Consider the following 16,944-nt stretch of genomic DNA (forward strand, 5'->3'; position numbering starts at 1 on the left):
GACTACGCTCAACCAGACATTCAATTCTTATGTGTCTTTTTTATTTGGATTATTTTATTTGGTTCTTTTTTAAAAAATTCAGTATGTAATTTGCTATTTCAATACCTTTTTCTTCAAGAGCAAAATGACCTGTGTCCAATAAGTGAGTTTCTAAGTTTTTTAAATCTTTTTTGTATGAATATGCCCCTTCAGCAGGGAATATAATATCATTTTTGCCCCAAACAATGAGTGTTGGTGGTTGATAATCTCTAAGATATTGTTGCCATTCTGGATATAATGTTACATTGGTTCTATAATCATAAAACAAGGCTAATTGTATCTCATTATTTTCTGGTCTTGTAAGATGATGTAAATCTATTGTCCAGTTATCTGGACTAATTTTCGATATATCTTGTACGCCGTGCGTGTATTGCCATTTCAATCCATCAATAGAATGGGAACCTTCAAGGGTTTTGCCGTTTTCAATAGTATAATCATTCCAATACTTTTTAATAGGGTTCCAGAATTCAAGTAAACCTTCTTCATAGGCATTCCCATTTTGAATAATTAACGACTCTATGCGGTTTGGATGTTTAGTGGCAATTCTATAACCAATTGGCGCACCATAATCCATTAAGTATAAACTGTATTTTTCTACATTAAGTTCATTTATAAATGCTTCTACAATTTTTGACATATTATCGAAAGTATAATCGAAATCTTTTATTAAAGGTTGATCGCTTTTTCCAAAACCAGGATAATCAGGAGCTAACACATGATACTGAACAGACAAGTCTGTTATTAAATTACGAAACATATATGATGATGTTGGATAACCATGTAATAATATAATCGTTGGTTTATTAATGTCCCCAGCTTCACGGTAAAAAATATTTAATCCATTTATAGTGACGTTTTTGTGTAATGTTGGATAAGGGGTCTTTTCAATCGCATTACTAATTTTAGCATTTTTTAAGCCATTAAAAGACAATACTCCAAAGGATACAATTGCTAATAGGGTTAAACCCAAAATTGATTTTAAAATTTGTGTTTTCATAATGTTTTATTTAATTGTTATTTAATATGACGCATTTATCGGTATCGTCTTTTAATATTCCAAATATTAATTTTGGGTGTTTTTGCTATGAACTCATCTTGACTTTTTGTTTTTAACCGAACCCGCCTGCCGGATGGGCAGGAATGAGATAAGATTTGTTCAGATGAAGCATTTTTTGCAAGGCATAACAGTGCTAAGCATAAAAAAAAGTAACAAAATATGGGTGAATTTTAGCCATTCTTTAGGAAATAGAAAAAGTCAAGATGAGTTCTATACTTGTAATTTGGTTGCTATTTAATGTTTTCATAATTTTTATAATTTGCGTTCGTTTTCATTTATTTTTATATCATTGGCACTCATATCTCTCACTCTCATTAATCCGTCATTATCAAATTCCCAATGTTCATTACCATGTGTTCTATACCATTGTTGTGTTTTTTCGTTTAGCCATTCATATTCAAAGCGAACAGAAATTCTGTTTTCGGAAAAGCACCATAAATATTTTTTTAATTTATAATGTGATTCTTTTTTCCATTTTCTGCTTAAAAACTGTTCAATGGCATCTCTGCCTTGAAAAAATAAGTTTCTATTACGCCATTTTGAATTTTTAGAGTAGGCTAACGATACTCTATATGGATCTTTGCTATTCCAAGCATCTTCTGCTGCTCGTACTTTGGCTTCTGCTGTTTCTTTGTTAAAAGGTGGTGTTAATTTTTTCATTGTTTCAGCTAACAGAACAGACAGGTCTGTTCTTTTTGTTTATAAAAATATTATCTTGGTGTTTTATTTTAATAAATTAATACATGCATTTTTAGCGGCTATAATAGGCCATTTGTTTTTTTGAATTTGGGATAAAATAATAGCACCTTCAATAAGTATTATAATTTGATCTCCTAAACTTTCTGCTTGTTCTAAGGAATATTCAGGAGCATCTTTTAACAAGCTATGAATATAATGTCTTATTTCATTTTTATGATTTATGGCTTGATCTCTAATTTTATCATGATCACTTGGTAAGTCTGTTATAATATTTTGCCATCCACAGCCTCTAAAATCTACTTCACACAACCAATCTGTTAAAAAATCAAAACAACGAATTACTTTTCCTTTACTAGTGTTTTCTGTTGATAGATAATCAAATAATTTTCCCATCCACATACTATGCCTATCTATTAGGTAAGCGACTGCAATATCTTCTTTAGACCTGAAATGTTGGTACATACTAGCTTTAGCAACTCCAGCTTCAGCAATAATTTGATTAATACCAGTTTGATTATAGCCATTATGATAAAACAGATCTGATGCTGTTTCTATAATACGTTCTTTTACTCCTAATCTTTTCATAATGCAAATATATAATAAAAACAGACAGGTCTGTTCGTTATTAACATAACTTTAACATTTTATTTTCTCGTTTTTAATGTTTGCTACATGATTTTTATCATACTTTATTTTCCTTTTCATGCTTAATTTTAATATGGAATTTAAAACCAAGTGAGATGAAAAGAAGAACTCCAGTTTCAGAAATAATGAGCAAGGATCTTATTGCTTTATATAAAGAAGATACTTTAGAAACAGCTGAAATGCTTTTTAAAAAGAATGGCATTAGACATATTCCTGTTGTTAGTGGTGAATCTATTATTGGTATGTTAAGTTATACTGATTTACTTAGAATTAGTTTTGCAGATGCAACAGATGATGAGAATAGTATTGACACAATAGTTTATAATATGTTTACTATTGAACAGGTCATGACAAAAAACCTAGTAAGTGTTTCTAGCGATACAACTATTAAAGAAGTCGCTGAAATTTTAGCTAATAATGAGTTTCATGCTTTACCAATTGTAGACGATTCACTTTTGGTCGGTATTGTAACTACAACAGATTTAATAAACTATCTGCTAAAGCAATATTAAGAATTAGCTAGCGCTTTAAGATCTTTGATAGTGGTGATTTGGTCACTACTTTTAAAGACATAACTTCCGGCAACTAAAACATCGGCGCCAGCATCTACAAGTGCTTTAGCATTTTTATTAGTCACACCGCCATCAATTTCTATAATTGTTGAAGCACCTTTACGTACAATTAATTCTTTTAACTGCGATACTTTGTTATATGTGTTTTCAATAAAACTCTGCCCTCCAAACCCTGGATTTACACTCATAATACAAACTAAATCAATGTCATTTATAGTGTCTTCTAAAACATTTATATTAGTATGTGGGTTTAGTGCTACACCAGCTTTCATCCCTTCAGCTTTTATAGCTTGTAAAGTTCTATGTAAATGCGTACAAGCTTCGTAATGTACGGTAAGTACATCACTACCTAATTCTGCAAACGTTTTAATATACCTATCAGGATCAACAATCATTAAATGTACATCAATCGTTTTTTTTGCATATTTTGTAATAGCCTGTAAAACAGGCATTCCAAAAGAAATGTTAGGTACAAATACCCCATCCATAATATCAATGTGAAACCAGTCGGCGTCACTGGTATTAACCATTTCTATATCACGTTGAAGGTTTGCAAAATCTGCAGCCAGAATTGATGGAGCAATTAGTTTAGAACTCATGGAATATTTTTGTTTATTCGGCAAAAATAACTGTTTTACTTATTGTTTAGCTATTTTTTGCGCAATAAAATTTTCAACCATGTTAACAACTTTATTAGCTGACTTATTATCTGCTTTTCTTAGCCATTCGAGATATTCGTTAAGTTCACCTAGTTCTTTGCTGTTATCAACTATAGTGAACCCGAAATTATAGTCTTCAAAAATACGTTGTTGTGTATTTATGTCGATAACTTTAAAAAGATTTCTGTGTCTTCTATCTAAACTTATTCTTTTAAAAGTGGCATCAACGCTAACTCGATCACCTTCAAGAACTTGTAGGAAATTAGCGTTAGAGTATATCAATACACCTGTTATGTTATATTTTGAATTATTTTTTTTCGCTTTTGAAAATAAAATTTTGAGAGTATTTAATGATTCTTCCTGACAAGAATCACTAATATAGCATATTGTCTTTAGCATTTAAAAAAAATTGGTTCAATCTAAAATACAAAAAATAATATAATGGAGTGATTGGAGATCAATATTTATATTAAAGGGAATAAAAACGAACCCCCGGTAATCAGCCGAGGGTTCTTTCATCAATCAAAAAACGAACAGTTATGTGTAACTGTTTGTTGTCGTAATTTAGTCGTAAAAAAATTACTAACCTAAATATGTTTTTAATATTTTACTTCTAGAAGTATGCTTGAGTCTTCTAATCGCTTTTTCTTTAATTTGTCTCACACGCTCACGTGTTAAGTCAAATGTTTCACCAATTTCTTCTAAAGTCATTGGATGTTGATTTCCTAAACCAAAGTATAAGCGGATTACGTCTGCTTCACGGGGTGTTAATGTTTCCAAAGCACGCTCAATCTCAGTACGTAAAGACTCATGTAATAATTCTCTATCTGGATTTGGCGATTCACCACTGTTAAGTACATCGTATAAGTTTGAATCTTCACCTTCAACTAAAGGAGCATCCATACTTACGTGGCGACCAGAGTTTTTCATAGATTCTTTAACATCATTAATAGTCATGTCTAGTTCCTTAGCAATTTCCTCTGCACTTGGAGGACGTTCATGACTTTGCTCAAGAAAAGCAAATGTTTTATTAATTTTATTAATAGATCCAATTTTGTTTAATGGTAAACGTACAATACGAGATTGTTCAGCCAATGCTTGCAAAATTGATTGACGAATCCACCAAACAGCGTATGATATAAATTTAAAACCACGTGTTTCATCAAAACGTTGTGCCGCTTTAATTAAACCTAAATTACCTTCATTAATTAAATCTGGTAATGTTAAACCTTGGTTTTGATATTGTTTTGCAACCGATACAACGAAACGTAAATTAGCTTTTGTCAACTTCTCTAAAGCTATCTGATCTCCAGCTTTAATACGTTGTGCTAATTCTACTTCCTCGTCAGCTGTAATTAAATCAACCTTTCCTATTTCCTGTAGATATTTATCTAACGAAGCGGTTTCTCTATTAGTAACCTGCTTCGTAATTTTAAGTTGTCTCATCTAAAGTTATCCTGTGATTTTTAATTGAATATTTGGGCATTCATGTGGTTATACGTATATATGTCGTATAATGTTACAAAAAGTTTCAAATTATTTTTTGTATTCATTTTTTAGACCCGAAAAAATTAAGAAAGTCACATTAATACCTTTGTAGATTACACGAAAAATGAGATATTTACTATTTTTATGAATCATATAAATATTTTTTTTACTACTCTTTATTGAAAATCTAAAAGATATTTAAAGCAGTTCAAACCGCTTAAAATCTCCAGTATTAATAAGGTTTTTGAGGCAAAAAAGAAACAGAACAAACCCTATATTAAGAATTTGTCCCGCTCAGTGACCGCGAAGGGATTCGAACCCCCAACCCTCAGAGCCGAAATCTGATATTCTATCCAGTTGAACTACGCAGCCATTTATTTAATTATAAATTGTCATTTCGACAGAGTGAAGCATGAACGACGAGAAATCTTTAATTTCAATAAAAATAAACCTTATAATTATGAGATTCCTCCTCATACTTCGTTCGGAATGACAACTAATATTTGTTAACTATTAATTTATGCTAATTTTTGTCGTACAATATTAGAAATGGTTTTACCATCAGCTTGCCCTGCTAACTCTTTGCTAACAATTCCCATAACTTTTCCCATATCTTTCATACCCTCTGCTCCTATTTGATCTATAGTCATAACAACTACTTTTTCAATTTCTTCATCGGTTAAAGCTTCTGGTAAAAATTGAGCAATAACATCTGCCTCTGCTAATTCCGGTGAAGCTAAGTCTTCTCTTCCTTGCTCCAAATAAATAGCAGCGCTATCTCTTCGTTGTTTTACTTGTTTTTGAAGTATTTTAAGCTCTTGTTCTTCTGTTAAATCCTCTTTTGCTCCACTTTCAGTTTGTGCCAATAAAATAGCAGATTTTACAGCACGCAAAGCCGTTAAAGCTGTTTGATTTTTAGCTTTCATTGCTTCTTTTAAAGCTGACATAACATCTTGTTGTAAACCCATTATAATTTTATTTAAATGCGAAGATATAAAAAAGTTGGAAGCATGAAGAACGAAGTACCAAGAAAAAAGATTCCCTCGTAGGAGGAAATGACAAAATTTCAATTAATAAAAAAACCCGAAAAGACGAGGTTTCCTTTTCGGGTTCATAACAAAGTTAGGCCAGTGTTCTATTTAATCTACGTTATCGTGTAAAAACGAATTATTGCTTCTTAATTGTATATCGTCATTATCATCTAATCCTATACTGGTTCTAGACATATCTGTTTCTGATGAATGTTTAGCTTCATTTAAATTAACGCCTTGACGCTTATAGGCAGGCTCTTTTTCTATATCATCAATCTTTGCATTATTGAATTTATAATTGAAGTCTTTCATTTTACGCCTGCGCTCTTCTGCACGTTCTTTAAGCAACTCAGAAATTGGTGTATTCATCGGGTCTATTTCTTCTGTAGCTTCCTCATTTAAAGCAGGCTCATTTGTTACCTTTTTTTCAAAAACAACATCATTATCTACTTCTTCTAAAACCTCATTAGATGCTGGGTTCTTTTTATTAATTGAAGACTCAACCTCAACATAATCGTCCAGTGCGTAACGAATATCTCCATTTTCATTAGTTTCTGTAACTGGAATAATTTCTACGTAATCATTGACTGGTATTTTTTTTATGTCCTCATCCATTAATTGATGAGAAATAACATCTTCCTCTTCTTTAATCTCTTTATTATTATCTGATGATGATAGTGGCAAGTCAAAGGTTAAAGTAATTTGTTGTTCTTCTTCAATATAATCTGAAATAATTTCTACATCAGTAATATCTTCAACATCATCAGACATTCTTGTAACTGGCTTAATAATAAAATCCTCATCCTCTTCTTCAATATTAGCCTTTACTTCGTCATATACAACATTGATATTTTTAATAATTTCCGATGTTGGTATTAAATCGATATTTTTAGTTGGTTCTACCGTTTTTTGTTTATTAACGGTTCGTTTTTTTAAATTACTATCTTCATCTTCTACAGTACTCACATCTAAAGTGTGACGAACTACAGGTGGTTCCTTTTTCTTTTCTAACTCAATTATTGGAGCAATAATCGCTGGTTCTTTTTCTTTAGGATTTAGATCCTGTTCTTCGCTAAGCGAGTGTACTACTTTTTTGGTTTCTGTATTAGAAATTTCGTCTTGTTGTTCAATGTTAAATCCTGTTGCAATAATGGTTACTGCTATAGATTCTTCCAATGATTCATCTTCACCAACACCCATGATAATATTGGCACCATGTCCTGCTTCATTTTGAATGTGATCGTTAATCTCTCCTATTTCATCAATAGTAATTTCCTGAGAGCCAGAAACAATTAACAACAATACATTTTTAGCTCCTGTAATTTTATTATCGTTTAATAAAGGAGAATCTAAAGCTTTACGAATGGCATCTTGAGCACGATTTTGACCTGAAGCTAAAGAAGACCCCATAATAGCCGTTCCACTATTACTCAATACTGTTTTAGCATCACGCAAATCAATATTTTGTGTGTAGTGATGTGTAATAACTTCAGCTATACCACGAGCAGCCGTAGATAGCACTTCATCTGCTTTAGAGAATCCAGCTTTAAAACCAAGATTACCATAAACTTCACGAAGTTTGTTATTATTTATTACAATTAAAGAATCTACAACATCTCTTAATTTTTCAATCCCTTTTTGAGATTGTTCAATACGCATTCTACCCTCAAATTGAAATGGCATGGTTACAATACCTACTGTTAAAATGTCTAACTCTCTAGCCATTTTAGCAATAATAGGAGCAGCTCCTGTTCCTGTACCACCGCCCATTCCTGCAGTTATAAATACCATTTTAGTATTAGAGTCTAACATTTGAGAGATATCATCAAAACTCTCAACGGCAGACTGTTCTCCAATATCTGGATTTGCACCTGCACCTAACCCTTCAGTTAAACTAAGACCTAATTGGATTTTGTTTGGAACACCGCTGTTCTGAAGTGCTTGCGCATCGGTATTACATATGTAAAAATCAACACCTTTAATACCTTGTTGGAACATGTGATTAATGGCATTGCTACCACCTCCTCCAACACCAATAACTTTAATAACATTTGACTGGTTTTTAGGCAAATCAAATGCAATGCTTTCGAATTCTTCTTTGCTGCTCATAAATTCTATTTTACTGAGGTTTTATACTTTATTTTTTAATTCTATGGATATTTTCTATATGCTTTTACTAAAATGATCTATTAGACCATTTTAGTACACTCATTTTTACTCTGCGTTATCTAAAAAATCTTTAACGCGTTCGGTTAACTTATCTAAAAAAGAACGACGCTCTTTGACTGGCTGTTCTTTAATGTCTTCAATTGGTTTTTCTTCTTCATTTTCTTCAATAGCAACTTCTTCTTGTTCTATTTTTTTTCTTTCTTGGCGTTTTAATCCGTCTAAAACTAGTCCTACTGCCGTAGCATATAATGGGCTTGTAATATCGTCATCGCTATCTCCAGCTAAATGCTCATTTGGATATCCAATTCTGGTATCCATTCCAGTTATGTACTCTACTAGTTGCTTTAAATGTTTTAACTGGCTACCACCACCTGTTAATACGATACCTGCTATTAGTTTTTTCTTTTGCTCTTCGTGTCCATAATTTTTAATTTCAACATATACTTGTTCAACAATTTCAACAACACGAGCATGTATTATCTTTGAGAGATTTTTTAATGTTATTTCTTTTGGTTCTCTACCTCGTAATCCTGGTATAGATACTATTTCGTTATCTTTATTTTCCCCTGGCCACGCAGAACCAAATTTTATTTTTAATAATTCAGCTTGCTTCTCAATAATGGAGCAACCTTCTTTTATATCTTCAGTAATCACATTACCTCCAAAAGGAATCACAGCTGTGTGACGTATAATTCCATCTCTAAAAATGGCCAAATCTGTTGTTCCTCCTCCTATATCTATAAGTGCTACACCTGCTTCTTTTTCTTCTTGGCTTAAAACCGCATTTGCTGAAGCTAGTGGCTCTAACGTAATGCCTTCTAAATTCAAACCTGCACTTTGCACACAACGGCCAATATTCCTAATAGAAGATACTTGACCTACAACCACATGGAAATTAGCCTCTAAACGGCCTCCGTACATTCCTATTGGTTCCTTGATTTCTGCTTGCCCATCTACTTTATACTCTTGTGGCAACACATGTATAATTTCTTCTCCAGGAAGCATAACCAGTTTATGCACTTGGTTTATTAGTCTATCAATATCTTCGTCATCTATAACATGCTCTGAATTTGGTCTTGTTATATAATCACTGTGTTGTAAACTTCTAATATGTTGCCCAGCTATGCCAACAGTAACACCCTCAATTTTCATTTCTGCAGAAGCTTCTGCTTCTTGAACAGCTTGTTGTATAGATTGAATAGTTTGCGTAATATTATTTACAACACCACGGTGCACTCCTAAACTTTTAGATTTACCTATTCCTAAAATTTCAACTTTACCGTATTCATTTTTACGTCCAATCATGGCCACAATCTTTGTGGTTCCTATGTCTAATCCTACTGCTAAATTATGCTCCATGGTTTATATTTTGGTACATACTACTTGGTTGTCAAACTGCAAATTGACTTTACTATAATTATTAAGTGTTTTCTCTTTCATGTTTTTTTGATAAAATGCCTTTAAATTATTAATCTTTTTATCTAAAAAACTTACGTCACCTAATTGTACTATAAAATTACAATGCCTAAATTTTAAGGATACAACTTTATCTATATTTTGATGAATCTCGATAACATTTTTTTTCAAGAATTCATCATTCATAATTTTACTAGCAATCTTACGAATGCTTTTTAAATTATTCTTCTCAACATAACCAGTAACTAATGGTACTCTTGCTGAATAATTGATAGACAAAGGCATGTAGAAACCTTCGTCATCAACATAATAAGACGCATTTGTACTCACTCGTGCTATTGGTGTTTTTTGTTCTATTTCTGCATTAAGTGTACCATTTACAGAAACATACACTTCTGCCGCTTTGATCATTGGATTAGATTTCAGGGCATTTTCTAGCTCATTCAAATCTAAAGTTTCTTTGGGTACATTTTTAACACCCCCATATTTTTGTATTAACAATTTACTAACAGTTTCATTTGTAACAAATAAGTTATTTTCTCCAATAAATTTTACATGCGGATTTGATACTTTTCTAGCAGCATTTCTTTTTGATGCAAAAGCGAATAAAAAGCCCACTAGCACCAATAAAACAAACATCTTTATGTAATTCCAATTAACCCGCAATACTTAATTCTTTTTTAATACGTTTTACTTGTTCTCCAATATCTCCTGCTCCGATAGTTAATATAATGTCTGCATTGCTGTCTTGTATAGCCAACAATAGCCCTTCTTTACTAACCAATTTCTTATTTTTATTATTTATTTTATTTAGTAACCAAGTTGATGTTACACCTTCAATAGGTAGCTCTCTAGCTGGATAAATATCTAATAATATCAATTCATCAAACTGCGATAAGCTTTTAGCAAAATCGCCTATAAAATCTCGTGTTCTAGTATATAAGTGTGGCTGAAAAACAGCTAAGACTCTTTTGCTAGGATACATTTCCCTAACAGCCTGATGAACAGCATTAATTTCCTCTGGATGATGTGCATAATCATCTATAAAAACTAAATCATCAGTTTTTATATGATATGTAAACCTGCGTTTAACACCTTTGTAAGATGCCAAAGCTTTAGTAAGCTGAACAGAAGAACACCCATATTCCAAAGCCATAGCCAAAGCTACTAGTGCATTTAGCAAATTATGCCTGCCAGGCAAATTAAATTGTATATTTTCGAGTATCGTTTTTGGCGTTTTTACATCAAAAATATATGTGCCGTTTTCTATTTTTATATTTTGAATTGCGTAATCTGAATTATCTTCTATACCATAAGTAGTACCCTGTAAAGGCAATCCATTTCTAACAAATAATTTTCCTTGTGGCTTTAATCTTTTTGAAAAATCTTCAAACGATTTTTTCAATTCTGAAGGGTCTCCATAAATATCTAAATGATCTGCATCCATCGATGTAATACATGCTATATCTGGAGATAGTGTCAAAAAAGAACGATCAAATTCATCTGCTTCAACTACTGAAACATCAGTTCCATTTAGTATTAAATTAGAATTATAGTTTTCACTAATTCCACCCAAAAAAGCAGTTAAAGGCACATTGCATTCGTTCATTATATGTCCTAAAATACTAGTTGTGGTCGTTTTTCCATGAGTACCTGCAACCGCTAAACAAAATGTATTTTCTGTTATTAATCCTAAAATCTGGGAACGTTTTAACACATGATATTTATTCGTATTAAAATAGTTTAATTCTGAATGGCTCTCAGGAATTGCTGGCGTATAAACTACCAGTGTTTTTTCTACATCTAAAAAAGAACCAGGAATATTATCTACTAAATCATTAAAATGAACTTCAATACCCAAAGCCACCAAACCATCTGTTATTTCAGTTTGAGTTTTATCGTACCCTGCAACATGTTTATTATTAGCATAAAAATATCGAGCTAATGCGCTCATCCCGATACCTCCGATACCAATCAAATAAATATTATGTATGTTATTTAAATTCATTTATTATTTATTCAGAAGCTTTTCAACCTCATCTGCTATTTGAGTTGTAGCATGTACTAATGCCATTTTTTTTATGTTACTTCCTAATTTTTTTTGTTTTTCTGGAGATGCTATAAGTTGCGAGAATTTGTTTTCAAAATCCACATCTAAATCTGCTTCTTTAATTAACATCGCCGCATCATTATTTACAATTGCCATCGCATTTTTTGTTTGATGATCTTCTGCCACATTTGGGGATGGTATAAAAATGACCGGCTTACCTACAATACATAATTCTGAAACTGAACTTGCTCCTGCTCTAGATATCACGACATCTGCTGCTGCATAAGCAAAGTCCATATTATTTAAGAATTCATACACTTGTACATTGTTCGTATTATTATAAATTTTGTATTGCTGATAATACAGCTTACCACACTGCCATATAATTTGAATGTTTTGTGCATCTAAAAAATCCAACTTATTCTCAATCAATTCATTTACTCTTCTAGCTCCTAAACTCCCTCCTAAAACCAAGAGTGTATATTTCCCATGTTTTAGATTAAAAAACTCCTTAGCTTCTACTATTTTACTATCTACATCTAATAAGTCTTGACGTACTGGATTTCCTGTTTTTATAATTTTTTCACGAGGAAAGAAACGCTCCAATCCATCATAAGCCACGCATATTTTTTGTGTTTTTTTAGACAATAACTTATTAGTAATTCCTGGATATGAATTCTGTTCTTGTATCAAGCTTGGAATATTACTTGATGCCGCTACATATAGCAATGGACCACTAGCAAATCCTCCTGTCCCAATTGCCACATCTGGTTTAAATGATTTTATTATGCTTCGCGCACTCCAAATACTACTAATTAACTTAAGAGGAAATGCCAAATTTTTCAGACTTAGCTTTCGCTGAATTCCAGAGATCCAAAGTCCTTCAATATCATATCCTGCTTGTGGCACTTTTTCCATTTCCATTCTATCTTTAGCTCCCACAAATAGAAACTCAGCACCTGGAAAACGAGACTTCAACTCATTTGCAATAGCAATAGCAGGATAAATATGTCCTCCTGTTCCTCCTCCAGATAATATGATTTTGTATTTACGATTCACTATGTATGATTTACGAATGTTCTTCTAAAAACGCTCTTTCTCTTATACTTTTTTTTCTTTAATCTTTATTCTTGACCTCTTAAATGGTTTCTGATAAAATTTCCAACGGATTATCTTCATTTAATTCTCGCTCTTTAATCTCTTCTCGTTTTGCGCTCACACTTAGAATAATACCTAAAGCCAAACACGTCATCCATATAGATGTTCCTCCACTACTCACTAATGGCAATGTTTGTCCCGTTACAGGAAATAATTCTACAGCTACAGCCATATTAATTAATGCTTGAAACACTATTGGTAATCCGACACCAAGCACCAAAAGCTTACCGAATATCGTATCGGATTTTTGAGATACTATGACAATTCTAAACAACAACCACATGTAAAGAATCATAATTGTAAAGCCTCCTATTAAGCCATATTCTTCAATAATAATTGCAAAAATGAAATCTGATGATGATTGAGGCAAAGCATGTTTTTGAATGCTTTTACCAGGACCTACACCAAAAACTTTACCAGATGCTATAGCTACTTTTGCTTTTTCTATTTGGTAATCTGCTTCTGTATCTTCGTTATTTGAGTAGTTTTTAATTCTATTTTCCCATGTGGTCACCTTAACATGCAATGGTCCTGTTGTTAATTTAGCGAACATTACAAAAAACACTAATGCCAACAAACCTGAGCCCAAAATAACTCCTAAATAACGGACGGGATATCCGCCTAAAAAAACTAAGAATATGACCATTAAAAACATAATCGCTGCCGTTGAAAAGTTTGATGGCAAGATTAATGCTAATACAAAAAAAACAGGCATCCAAAGTGGCAAAATAGATTTCTTTAATGTAACATCAACATCTTTAATTTTAGACATGTATCTGGCCACATAAACCATAAGCACTACAGAAGCAAAAGTTGATGTTTGAAAAGACATGCCAACTATAGGTATTTTAATCCACCTACTAGCACTAGCGCCTCCCATTACCGTACCTTGCAACATTGTAATAACCAACAAGACTAAAACTATAGGAATCATAACCAAAGACAGTCCCTTAAAATACCTATAAGGAATTTTATGAACGCCATACATAATAGCAAAACCTAAAAACAAATGCATAAAATGCTTTACAAACGAAATGAACGTATTACCGTTATACTTGACATAAGCCAAATCACTTGCAGCACTATAAACAGGTAAAAACGATGCTATAGCCAACAAGGTTACTATGGCCCAAATCAATCGATCTCCTTTTATGTTTTTAAATACTGTTTGCACTCTTCAACTTTGTTTTTCCTACTTAAATGAGATGCTTCAACAAGCTAAGCACGACATAAGCATCATTAATTGTGTTAATTATAGATTTCTAACGGCATTTTTAAATTGGCGACCTCTATCTTCATAATTCTCAAACAAATCAAAACTTGCACATGCTGGAGACAATAAAACACTATCTCCTGCTTCTGTAATTTTATAAGCAATTTTCACTGCTTCACTCATAAACTGTGTTTCTACAATAACATCAACCATACCTTCAAACGTTCTCATTAATTTTTCGTTATCTACTCCCAAACAGATAATGGCCTTCACTTTTTCATTTACAAAAGAGAATAATTCTTCATAATTATTACCTTTATCTTCTCCTCCTACAATCCACACAGTAGGCGTATCCATACTCTCTAGAGCATAATACGTTGCATTTACATTAGTTGCTTTAGAATCGTTTATATATTGAACTTTATTAATTTTTAAAACCTGTTCTAAACGATGCTCAACGCCTTGAAAATTCTCTAAACTTTCCCTTATGGTTTGTTTTCTAATTTTCAATAAATGCGATACTGTAGAAGCAGCCATAGCATTTTTTATGTTGTGTTTTCCCTCTAATGTTAAATTTGTTGTTGGCATAATTATCTGGTTGTTGTTTATTGCTATTTTAATCTTATTATCTTCTAAATACGCACCGTTTTCGATTTTTTTAGTTAACGAAAACGGTAATAATGTTGATTGAACCGGGTTGTTTTTTAGATGATTTTCTATAACGTCATCATCCGCATCATAAATCAAATAATCATCTTTAGTTTGATTCATTGCTATTCTGAATTTTGAAGCGATATACTTCTCAAATTGATAGTCATACCTATCTAAATGATCAGGTGTTATATTAGTAATAATTGCTATATGCGGCTTAAAACTGACGATATCATCTAATTGAAAACTACTAATTTCTAATACGTAATTCTCAAAATCCTCCTCTAAAACCTGCTTAGCGAAACTATCCCCTATGTTACCAGCTAAGCCCACATTTAATTCTTGTTTCAAAATATGATGTGCTAAGGATGCCGTTGTTGTTTTACCATTACTTCCCGTAATTCCAACAATGGTAGCATCAGTAAACTTTGATGCAAATTCAATTTCAGACACTACTAATATCCCTTTATCACGAATTTGCTTAACCAAGGGTGCTTTATCAGGAATACCAGGGCTTTTCATAACAATGTCTGCATTCAGAATGTTCCTTTCAGAATGTTTTCCATCTTCCCATTCAATCTCATTATGTATAAGAACTTGCCTATATGCTTCTTTAATTATTCCTTTGTCTGAAACAAAAACATCATAGCCTTTTTCTTTTCCTAAAAGCGCTGTCCCTACTCCGCTTTCTCCTCCTCCTAAAATGACTAAACGCCCCATCCTAAATCCTTCCCCAAAGGGTAAGGACTTACCACTCTGCTTTTATTAATTGTTTTTATGTAAATTTCTTTTATCACTTTTCTAATTCTATTTCTCTTTATTCACGATTACAAAACCCCTACCTTCCCAGAAATTTTATCGTATTTTCAATGTTACAATTGAAAGAATCGCTAACAGAATACCTACAATCCAAAATCGGGTTACAATCTTACTTTCATGATATCCTGATTTTTGATAGTGATGATGGAGTGGTGACATTTTAAAAATGCGGCGCCCTTCTCCATATTTTTTCTTAGTATATTTAAACCAACTCACTTGCATAATTACCGATAGATTTTCTGCTAAAAAGATTCCACATAGCACTGGAATTAACCATTCTTTGCGAACCGCAATAGCTATAACCGCGATAATACCCCCAATGGTTAAACTTCCTGTGTCTCCCATAAAAACTTGAGCTGGAAATGTATTGTACCATAAAAATCCTATTAACGCTCCTACAAAAGCAGCGATATAAATAGTAATCTCTTCTACTCTTGGTATATACATGATGTTGAGATAATCTGAGAAAATAATATTACCAGAAACCCACGCAAAGATTCCTAAAGTAAGTACTATTATAGCCGAAGTTCCTGCGGCCAATCCATCAATACCATCTGTTAAATTAGCACCGTTTGAAACAGCTGTAATGATAAGAATGACTATCAAAATAAAAATAATCCATGCGTATTTCCCTAAACTCGGACTTATCCATGTTACCAAATCTGCGTAATCAAACTCATTGCCTTTTACAAAAGGAATTGTCGTTTTTGTTGATTTTATCTCTTCATCAAATAATTTTGAAGCTTCCACTTTTGGGTTTTCAGCTAAAAGAATTTGCTGCTCAGCTACTGGAAGTTTTTCTTTCATAGTAACATTTGAATGAAAAAACAAAGTGGCTCCAACTATAATACCAAGTCCCACTTGTCCCAAAATCTTAAACCGCCCTTTTAACCCTTCTTTATCATTCTTGAATTTTTTAATATAATCGTCAATAAAGCCAATAACACCCATCCAAAGCGTTGTTACTATCAACAAAATGATGTAAATATTTTCTAGTTTAGCCAATAACAACACAGGAATCAACGTCGCTAGAATAATAATAACACCTCCCATAGTTGGTGTCCCTGCCTTCTCCTGCTGTCCTGCCAATCCTAAATCTCTAATAGTCTCACCTACTTGTTGTCTTTGCAAAAAACGAATAATCCGTTTTCCATATATTGTTGAAATAAGCAGTGACAAAATCATTGCCAAAGCTGCTCTGAAGGTTAAAAAACCAAAAAGAGATGCTCCTGGTATTTGAAACTGTTTTTCTAAATAATCGAATAGATAATACAACAT

Annotated in this window: 16 protein-coding genes and 1 tRNA gene; 1 reads left to right on the forward strand and 16 read right to left on the reverse strand. The window is 32.4% G+C overall.

The window, feature by feature from the left end:
• Positions 1-49 precede the first annotated feature (49 nt).
• The 3 genes from Q4Q39_RS17180 to Q4Q39_RS17190 all read right to left on the reverse strand — a co-directional run bounded on the left by Q4Q39_RS17180 (position 50) and on the right by Q4Q39_RS17190 (position 2,380).
• Complete coding sequence (locus Q4Q39_RS17180; RefSeq protein ID WP_303283791.1) at positions 50-1,036, reverse strand: alpha/beta fold hydrolase; 987 nt, start codon at positions 1,034-1,036, stop codon at positions 50-52.
• Between the two features lie 312 nt (positions 1,037-1,348).
• Positions 1,349-1,756, reverse strand: coding sequence for a nuclear transport factor 2 family protein (locus Q4Q39_RS17185; RefSeq protein ID WP_303283792.1), 408 nt, complete (start codon positions 1,754-1,756; stop codon positions 1,349-1,351).
• Between the two features lie 63 nt (positions 1,757-1,819).
• Positions 1,820-2,380 (reverse strand): TetR/AcrR family transcriptional regulator, encoded by a 561-nt coding sequence (locus tag Q4Q39_RS17190; RefSeq protein ID WP_303283793.1) that lies wholly within the window; start codon positions 2,378-2,380, stop codon positions 1,820-1,822.
• A gap of 155 nt (positions 2,381-2,535) precedes the next feature.
• Here Q4Q39_RS17190 and Q4Q39_RS17195 point away from each other — a divergent pair, with 155 nt between their 5' ends.
• Positions 2,536-2,952, forward strand: coding sequence for a CBS domain-containing protein (locus tag Q4Q39_RS17195; RefSeq protein WP_303283794.1), 417 nt, complete (start codon positions 2,536-2,538; stop codon positions 2,950-2,952).
• Here Q4Q39_RS17195 and rpe read toward each other — a convergent pair.
• From rpe to mraY, 13 genes are all read right to left on the reverse strand, one after another.
• Positions 2,949-3,611 (reverse strand): ribulose-phosphate 3-epimerase, encoded by a 663-nt coding sequence (gene rpe / locus Q4Q39_RS17200; protein WP_303283795.1) that lies wholly within the window; start codon positions 3,609-3,611, stop codon positions 2,949-2,951. The genes Q4Q39_RS17195 and rpe overlap by 4 nt on opposite strands.
• Before the next feature lie 39 nt (positions 3,612-3,650).
• Positions 3,651-4,070 (reverse strand): BLUF domain-containing protein, encoded by a 420-nt coding sequence (locus Q4Q39_RS17205; protein WP_303283796.1) that lies wholly within the window; start codon positions 4,068-4,070, stop codon positions 3,651-3,653.
• Positions 4,071-4,253: 183 nt separating this feature from the next.
• Complete coding sequence (locus Q4Q39_RS17210; protein WP_034041378.1) at positions 4,254-5,117, reverse strand: sigma-70 family RNA polymerase sigma factor; 864 nt, start codon at positions 5,115-5,117, stop codon at positions 4,254-4,256.
• Positions 5,118-5,457: 340 nt separating this feature from the next.
• A tRNA-Arg gene (locus tag Q4Q39_RS17215) sits at positions 5,458-5,531 on the reverse strand.
• Positions 5,532-5,677: 146 nt separating this feature from the next.
• A complete protein-coding gene (locus tag Q4Q39_RS17220) occupies positions 5,678-6,127 on the reverse strand; it encodes a GatB/YqeY domain-containing protein (RefSeq protein ID WP_303283797.1) in 450 nt (149 codons plus the stop codon).
• Between the two features lie 171 nt (positions 6,128-6,298).
• Entirely contained in the window at positions 6,299-8,299 is a 2,001-nt protein-coding gene (gene ftsZ, locus Q4Q39_RS17225; protein ID WP_303283798.1) for a cell division protein FtsZ, read from the reverse strand.
• 105 nt (positions 8,300-8,404) lie between these two features.
• Positions 8,405-9,718, reverse strand: coding sequence for a cell division protein FtsA (gene ftsA, locus Q4Q39_RS17230; protein ID WP_303283799.1), 1,314 nt, complete (start codon positions 9,716-9,718; stop codon positions 8,405-8,407).
• 3 nt (positions 9,719-9,721) lie between these two features.
• Entirely contained in the window at positions 9,722-10,414 is a 693-nt protein-coding gene (locus Q4Q39_RS17235) for a cell division protein FtsQ/DivIB (protein WP_345075610.1), read from the reverse strand.
• A 16-nt stretch (positions 10,415-10,430) separates the two neighbouring features.
• Positions 10,431-11,783, reverse strand: coding sequence for a UDP-N-acetylmuramate--L-alanine ligase (gene murC / locus Q4Q39_RS17240; protein WP_303283801.1), 1,353 nt, complete (start codon positions 11,781-11,783; stop codon positions 10,431-10,433).
• Between the two features lie 3 nt (positions 11,784-11,786).
• Positions 11,787-12,887, reverse strand: coding sequence for an undecaprenyldiphospho-muramoylpentapeptide beta-N-acetylglucosaminyltransferase (gene murG, locus Q4Q39_RS17245; RefSeq protein ID WP_303283888.1), 1,101 nt, complete (start codon positions 12,885-12,887; stop codon positions 11,787-11,789).
• Positions 12,888-12,963: 76 nt separating this feature from the next.
• A complete protein-coding gene (locus tag Q4Q39_RS17250) occupies positions 12,964-14,157 on the reverse strand; it encodes an FtsW/RodA/SpoVE family cell cycle protein (protein ID WP_303283802.1) in 1,194 nt (397 codons plus the stop codon).
• Between the two features lie 78 nt (positions 14,158-14,235).
• Positions 14,236-15,567, reverse strand: a complete 1,332-nt coding sequence (murD, locus tag Q4Q39_RS17255) for a UDP-N-acetylmuramoyl-L-alanine--D-glutamate ligase (RefSeq protein ID WP_303283803.1) — start codon at positions 15,565-15,567, stop codon at positions 14,236-14,238.
• Positions 15,568-15,702: 135 nt separating this feature from the next.
• Positions 15,703-16,944: a phospho-N-acetylmuramoyl-pentapeptide-transferase gene (gene mraY / locus Q4Q39_RS17260; protein WP_303283804.1), complete on the reverse strand. Its 1,242-nt coding sequence runs from the start codon at positions 16,942-16,944 to the stop codon at positions 15,703-15,705.

The sequence above is a fragment of the Flavivirga amylovorans genome (genome assembly GCF_030540875.1).
Lineage (GTDB): Bacteria > Bacteroidota > Bacteroidia > Flavobacteriales > Flavobacteriaceae > Flavivirga > Flavivirga amylovorans.